The organism is Devosia sp., from assembly GCF_030689745.1.
Classification (GTDB): domain Bacteria; phylum Pseudomonadota; class Alphaproteobacteria; order Rhizobiales; family Devosiaceae; genus Devosia; species Devosia alba.
In genome coordinates, this window is the sequence record NZ_JAUYGL010000118.1 from 1 (window position 1) to 6,140 (window position 6,140).

Annotated in this window: 5 protein-coding genes and 1 pseudogene; all 6 read left to right on the forward strand. The window is 63.9% G+C overall.

The window, feature by feature from the left end; translation table 11 throughout:
• A partial coding sequence (locus tag Q8O80_RS10820; RefSeq protein ID WP_305579482.1) for a cytochrome c-type biogenesis CcmF C-terminal domain-containing protein occupies window positions 1-216 on the forward strand: 216 nt, incomplete at its 5' end.
• On the forward strand, window positions 213-677 hold the full coding sequence (locus Q8O80_RS10825) for a cytochrome c-type biogenesis protein (RefSeq protein WP_305579483.1): 465 nt from the start codon (window positions 213-215) through the stop codon (window positions 675-677). The genes Q8O80_RS10820 and Q8O80_RS10825, both read left to right, overlap by 4 nt.
• 127 nt (window positions 678-804) lie before the next feature.
• The gene (locus Q8O80_RS10830; RefSeq protein ID WP_305579484.1) at window positions 805-2,331 is read left to right on the forward strand and encodes a Do family serine endopeptidase; all 1,527 of its coding nucleotides are present in this window, start codon (window positions 805-807) and stop codon (window positions 2,329-2,331) included.
• 181 nt (window positions 2,332-2,512) lie between these two features.
• A complete protein-coding gene (locus Q8O80_RS10835) occupies window positions 2,513-3,184 on the forward strand; it encodes a response regulator transcription factor (protein ID WP_305579485.1) in 672 nt (223 codons plus the stop codon).
• Between the two features lie 3 nt (window positions 3,185-3,187).
• Window positions 3,188-4,630: a HAMP domain-containing sensor histidine kinase gene (locus Q8O80_RS10840; RefSeq protein ID WP_305579486.1), complete on the forward strand. Its 1,443-nt coding sequence runs from the start codon at window positions 3,188-3,190 to the stop codon at window positions 4,628-4,630.
• A gap of 74 nt (window positions 4,631-4,704) precedes the next feature.
• A pseudogene (locus tag Q8O80_RS10845) lies at window positions 4,705-6,140 on the forward strand (bifunctional [glutamine synthetase] adenylyltransferase/[glutamine synthetase]-adenylyl-L-tyrosine phosphorylase); the annotation flags it as partial.

The following is a 6,140-nucleotide window of genomic DNA, read 5'->3' on the forward strand; positions in this document are numbered from 1 at the left end:
ATCGAAACCTACGGCTTCTCCCAGCTCTATCTGCAATTGGGCGAGCCGCTGGAAAATACCCATGTCGTGCGGGTCTGGCACAAGCCCTACATCACGCTGATCTGGCTGGGCACCTTGCTGATGGCGCTCGCCGGCATCATCTCGCTCACCGACCGCAAGGTGCGCGTGGGCGCGCCCCGCCGCGCGCGCAAAGCGGCGCCGGAGCCGGCAGAATGATCTGGCTGCGCGCCCTTGCCCTGACCATGGTCCTGCTGCTGAGCGGCGCGGCGCTGGCCGTCAGTCCCGATGAAATGCTCGATGATCCGGTGCTTGAGCAGCGGGCGCGCGATATCTCGGCGGGGCTGCGCTGTCTGGTCTGCCAGAATCAGTCGATTGACGACAGCGATGCCGATCTGGCCAAGGATCTGCGCCTTCTGGTGCGCGAGCGGCTGGTCGCCGGCGATAGTGATGCGGCGGTGCAGCAATATCTGGTGGACCGCTACGGCGAATATGTGCTGCTCAATCCGCGCGTCACTGATCAGACCCTGCTGCTGTGGATCGCCGCTCCCGCCTTGCTGCTCGCGGGCTTGCTGGTGCTGGTGATGGTGGGGCGTCAGCGGCCCACCACTGTTCAGCCAGGGTTGAGTGCCGAGGAACAGGCTGCGCTCGATAGTATTGAGCGCCACAGCAGCGACTGATTTACCGCCGCAATCTCGCCCTCAACATTGCCAAACCTTAATGTTGGCGCAACCTCGCAGCAAGCTCAGGTGTTTCATAACCACCCCCTCAAGCTGTTGAGGGCTTGCCCGAAGGAGAACAACCGCAATGCGTCCATCCATCATGAAACGTACCAGTCGCTGGCTCGGGGTTTCTGCCTTGGCGCTGATGATCGGTGTCGGCGGTGTTTCCACCGCCTATGTCATCACCGGCCAGACGGCAAATGCCCAGGTGCAGAACGCTGCCCAGATTGTCGTGCCGCAGGAAATTCAGCCCCATGCCGGCTTTGCCGATCTGGTCGAGGCCGTCAAACCCGCCGTGGTCTCCATTCTTGTCGAGGCCCAGGAAAGCCAGAATAGCCGGGTGCAGCGGGGCGGGCGTCAGTTCGATTTCAATTTCCCAGATTTGCCCGAGGGCCATCCCTTCCGCGATTTCTTTGACCAGTTCGGTCAGCAGGGTCCTGGCAGCGACGCCCCCGCGCCCAAGCCGCGCCAGTACATGGCCGCCGGCTCCGGCTTCGTGATCTCGGCTGATGGCTATATCGTCACCAATAATCACGTCGTTGAAGATGCCACCAAGGTAACGGTGCTGTTCGAGGACGGCACCGAAAAGGTCGCCACCATTGTCGGCACCGACCAGCGCACCGATCTGGCCGTGCTCAAGATCGAGGGCAGCGATCTGCCCTTCGTCAAGTTTGAGACCGAAGCCAGCCGCGTCGGCGACTGGGTGGTGGCCGTGGGCAATCCGTTTGGCCTGGGCGGCACCGTGACCGTCGGCGTCATCTCCGGTTCCGGCCGCAATATCGGCGGCTCCAATTATGGCGATTTCCTGCAGATCGACGCGGCCGTCAACACCGGCAATTCCGGTGGCCCCGCCTTCAATACCGAGGGTGAAGTGATCGGCGTCAACACCGCCATCTACTCGCCCAATGGCGGCAATGTCGGCATCGCCTTTGCGATCCCGGCGGCTACCGTCAAGGGCATCGTTCAGCAGTTGATCGATGATGGCTCGGTGACCCGCGGCTATCTTGGCGTCTCCATTCAGGATGTCACCCGTGACATTGCTGACGGTGTCGGCCTGAGCGATGCCAAGGGCGCCATCGTGCGTGAACCGGCCACTGACGGCCCGGCCGGTGATGCCGGCGTCAAATCTGGCGACATCATCACCGCCGTTGATGGCGACCCGATCGAGGATGCGCTCGACCTTAGCCGCACCATTGCCGGCAAGACCCCCGACTCCACGGTTGAACTGACCATCTGGCGTGATGGCGCCGAGACCAAGCTGTCGGTCAAGCTGCAGACCCTCAATGAGACTGCCGCTGCCACCGAAGAGCCGGTCCAGCCGACCCCGCCGGCCGAACTGCCCAGCAAGTCCAGTGTCGGCCTGACACTGGTGCCCAATGCCGATGGCGGCGGTGGCCTGCTGATCCAGCAGGTGGACGAGGACTCGCCAGCTGCGGAGAAGGGTCTGGCCGTTGGCGACGCCATTCTTGAGGTCAACAACACGCCGGTGGCCAGCCTCGAAGAGTTCGAAGCGGCGATCGACGCGGTCAAGGCCAAGGGGCTCAATACGGCTTTGGTCAAGGCCAGCCGTGACGGCGAGGCCCGCTTCATCGGCCTGCCGCTGAGCGAGTAACCATGCATTGTTGTGGCGCTTGTCGTGCCACAATTACCGGACGGCACCTCCCCCTCGACGGGGGAGGTTGGGAGGGGGTGCGAGAGCACCGATATTTGGGCCAACCCACCCCCTCCCTGACCCTCCCCGCAAGGGGGAGGGTGACGACTGAAATATCTAGCGCCACACACGGAGCGTCGCGGTGAAGATTCTGCTGATCGAAGATGATCGCGAGGCCGCAAGCTATCTGATGCAGGCGCTCGACGAGGCCGGGCATATCACCCATCACGCCGCTGATGGCGAAACCGGCTACGCCATGGCTTCGGGCATGGATTATGACGTTCTCATCGTCGACCGGATGCTGCCGCGCCGCGATGGCCTGTCCATCGTTGAATCGCTGCGCGCCGAGGGCGACAAGACCCCGGTGCTCATTCTGTCCGCGCTGGGGGAAGTCGATGACCGTGTGACCGGCCTGCGGGCGGGCGGCGATGACTACCTGACCAAGCCCTATGCCTTTACCGAATTGCTGGCCCGTGTCGAAGTGCTGGCGCGCCGCTCCAGCCCGTCGGAAGCCGCCACCAGCTATGCCGTGGGGGGGCTGAGCCTTGATCGCCTGTCGCGCAAGGTCGAGCGCGACGGCGAGACCATCCTGCTGCAGCCGCGTGAGTTCCGCCTGCTGGAATATCTGATGAAGAACGCCGGCAAGGTGGTGACCCGCACCATGCTGCTGGAAAATGTCTGGGACTATCACTTTGATCCTCAGACCAATGTCATTGACGTGCACATGTCGCGCCTGCGCTCCAAGATCGACAAGGGCCATGCCAGCCCGTTGCTGCAGACCGTGCGTGGCGCCGGCTATATGATCCGCGAGTAGCTGGTGAGCCAGTTCAGCCATTTTGCCCAGCTCTGGCGCACCTCGACGGTCCGCCTGACGGCCACGTTCATTCTGATCTTCGGGATCTTCTCGATTCTGCTGCTGGGCTTTATCGGCTGGCAGTCCAACGTCTCGATCCAGCGCCAGCAGGCCGATGAAATCGACCGTGAAGTACGCATCCTGCAGCGCATCGATGCCAATCAGGGCGTGCGCGCGCTGGCCTTTGCTGTCGAGCGCATCTCGCGCGCGCCGGGGCCGGGGGTGTATTTTCTCGGTGATGCTTCGGGCCAGTACCTGCTGGGCAATGTCACCGATGTGCCGGTGGATGTGCTGCTGACGCCGGGCACTTACGGCTTCGACTATGAACGCGCCGACGCGCTGACCGACAACCCCGAACAGCTTGATGAGCGGGTCCCGCAGTCCGCCAAATCGGGCTATGCCGTGGTGCGCTCGGTCGAGCTGAGCAATGGCATGCGCCTGGTCGTCGGGCGCGACGTGGTCGAGCGGCGCGGCTTTTCCGCCATCATCATCCAGAGCTTTCTGATCGGCGTGCTCGGCATCATCGCCTTTTCCATCATTGCCGGAGGCATCACCGCGCAACGCGTGCTGCGCCGCATTGATGCGATCCGCGATACCTCCACCAAGATCATGTCGGGTAATCTGTCCGAACGCGTGCCGGTGACCAGGCGCAATGACGAGTTTGATGGTCTCGCCACCAATCTGAACGCCATGCTGGACCGCATCGAGCAATTGCTGCAGGGGCTCAAGGAAGTCACCGACAATGTCGCCCATGATCTCAAGACGCCGCTGACGCGGCTGCGCAATCAGGCCGAGTCGGCCTTGCGCGAGGGCGCCAGCGATGAAACCCGCCAGCAGGCGCTGGAAACCACCATTGCCGAAAGCGACCGTCTGATCCAGACCTTCAACGCCCTGCTGATGATCGCCCGCGCCGAGGCCGGGGCCCCCTCGGGCGCGCTCAAGGACAACGATGTCAGCGCCATCGTCGCCGATGTGGCCGAGCTTTATGGTCCGGTCGCCGAAGATGCCGGCATTGTCGTGGAAACCGCCATCACCGAAGGCGTGCACCTGCATGCCAACCGCGAGTTGATTGGCCAGGCCATGGTCAATCTGCTGGAAAATGCAGTCAAATATGCCCGGCCCGAGGGCCAGGGCGAGGGACAAGCGCAGGGGCGGATTACCGTCGGCCTGCGTCGGGCCGGTGACCGTGTGCTGATCGAAGTGGCCGATAATGGCCCCGGCATTCCCGAACCCGACCGCCAGCGCGTCATCGAACGGTTTGTTCGCCTCGAAAAGAGCCGCTCCGAGTCCGGCTCGGGCCTGGGCCTGTCACTGGTCAATGCCGTGGCCCGGCTGCATGGCGGCAGCTTTCATGTCGAGGACAATGCGCCGGGCGTGCGCGCCGTGATCGACCTGCCGGCCGCCTGACCCTTCAGCCCGGGTCCCGAGTTAGTCGCGTCAGGCGCCTTGCCGCCATTGGCCCGCCAAGCTATCCCTTTTGCATGGTCACAAAACTCAATCCGCTTCCCCCGATCCCGACGCCGGTTTTCAGCGCGTGGCTGGGCGAGCAGTCCGACGCCCACCAGGCGGTGCTCGGCCAGGCGGCAACAGCCCTTGGCCCGCTGCTGGAACTGGCGCCCTATCTGCTGGGGCTGGCCCAGGACAATGTGGATTGGCTGGTGGCGGCGCTCAGCGACACGCCCGATGGCAGTTTCATCGACATCATTGATGCAGTTGAAACGGCGGGCAATACCGCGGCTGACGAAGCCGAACTCGGCCCCATTCTGCGCATAGCCAAGGGCCGCACGGCGCTGCTGGCGGCCATTGCCGAAACCGGGGGGGCCTGGACCACGGCGCAGGCCACCGCCGCGCTCTCGGATCTGGCCGACGCTGCCCTTGATGCCGCGCTCAATCTTCTGATGCGTCAGGCCAGCGCGCGCGACCAGCTCACCCTGCCACCCGACCAGGCCAACGCGGCCAATTCCGGTCTGGCCATCTTTGCGCTGGGCAAGCATGGCGGCCAGGAGCTGAACTACTCCTCCGATATCGACATCGTGGTGTTCTACGATCCGCAAAAGGGCGTGCTGCGCGATCCGCTGGAGGCCACCAGGACCTATTCACGCATGGTGCAGAAGCTGGTCGGGCTGATGGAAGACCGCCAGCCCCATGGCTATGTGTTCCGCACCGATTTGCGCCTGCGCCCCGATCCGGGCTCGACCCCGGTCGCCATTTCGGTTGATGCGGCGCTGTCCTATTACGAGAGCCGCGGCCAGAACTGGGAGCGGGCCGCCTGGATCAAGGCGCGCGCCTGTGCGGGGGACCGCCAGGTGGGACAGGCCTTCCTCAAGGAGCTGGCGCCCTACATCTGGCGCAAGCATCTCGACTTCGCCACCATCGCCGACATCCAGGCGATGAAGCGCCAGATCAATATCGCCAAGAATGTCGGCTCGATCCGCGTCGAGGGCCACAACGTCAAGCTGGGCCGCGGCGGCATCCGCGAGATCGAGTTTTTCACCCAGACCCAGCAATTGATCGCCGGTGGTCGCGACAAGACCCTGCGCGTCAAGCCGACAGCCCATGCCCTGGCTGCGCTGGCCGACGCCAACTGGATTTCACCCCGCGCCGCCACTGAGCTGAGCCAGACCTACTGGTATCTGCGCGCCGGGGAGAACCGGCTGCAGATGCTGCGCGATGAGCAGACCCATGTCATGCCGGCCACTGCCGCCGACGTCGCGGTGATCGGGCAGCTGATGGGCGAGCCCGATCTGCGCCAGTTCGAGACCGACTATCGCGCCGCCCTCGAACTGGTCACCGCCTATTATTCCGATCTGTTCACCGAGGGTGAAAGCCTGGGGAGCGGCGAGGGCAATCTGGTGTTCACCGGCAGCGATGACGATCCCGGCACGCTCGAAACCCTGACCAATATGGGGTTTGCTGA

What these genes read in the sequence shown, in the direction of transcription:
- Q8O80_RS10825 (WP_305579483.1), top strand. Translation starts at nt 213, where the DNA reads ATGATCTGGCTGCGCGCCCTTGCCCTGACCATGGTCCTGCTGCTGAGC.
- Q8O80_RS10830 (WP_305579484.1), top strand. Translation starts at nt 805, where the DNA reads ATGCGTCCATCCATCATGAAACGTACCAGTCGCTGGCTCGGGGTTTCT.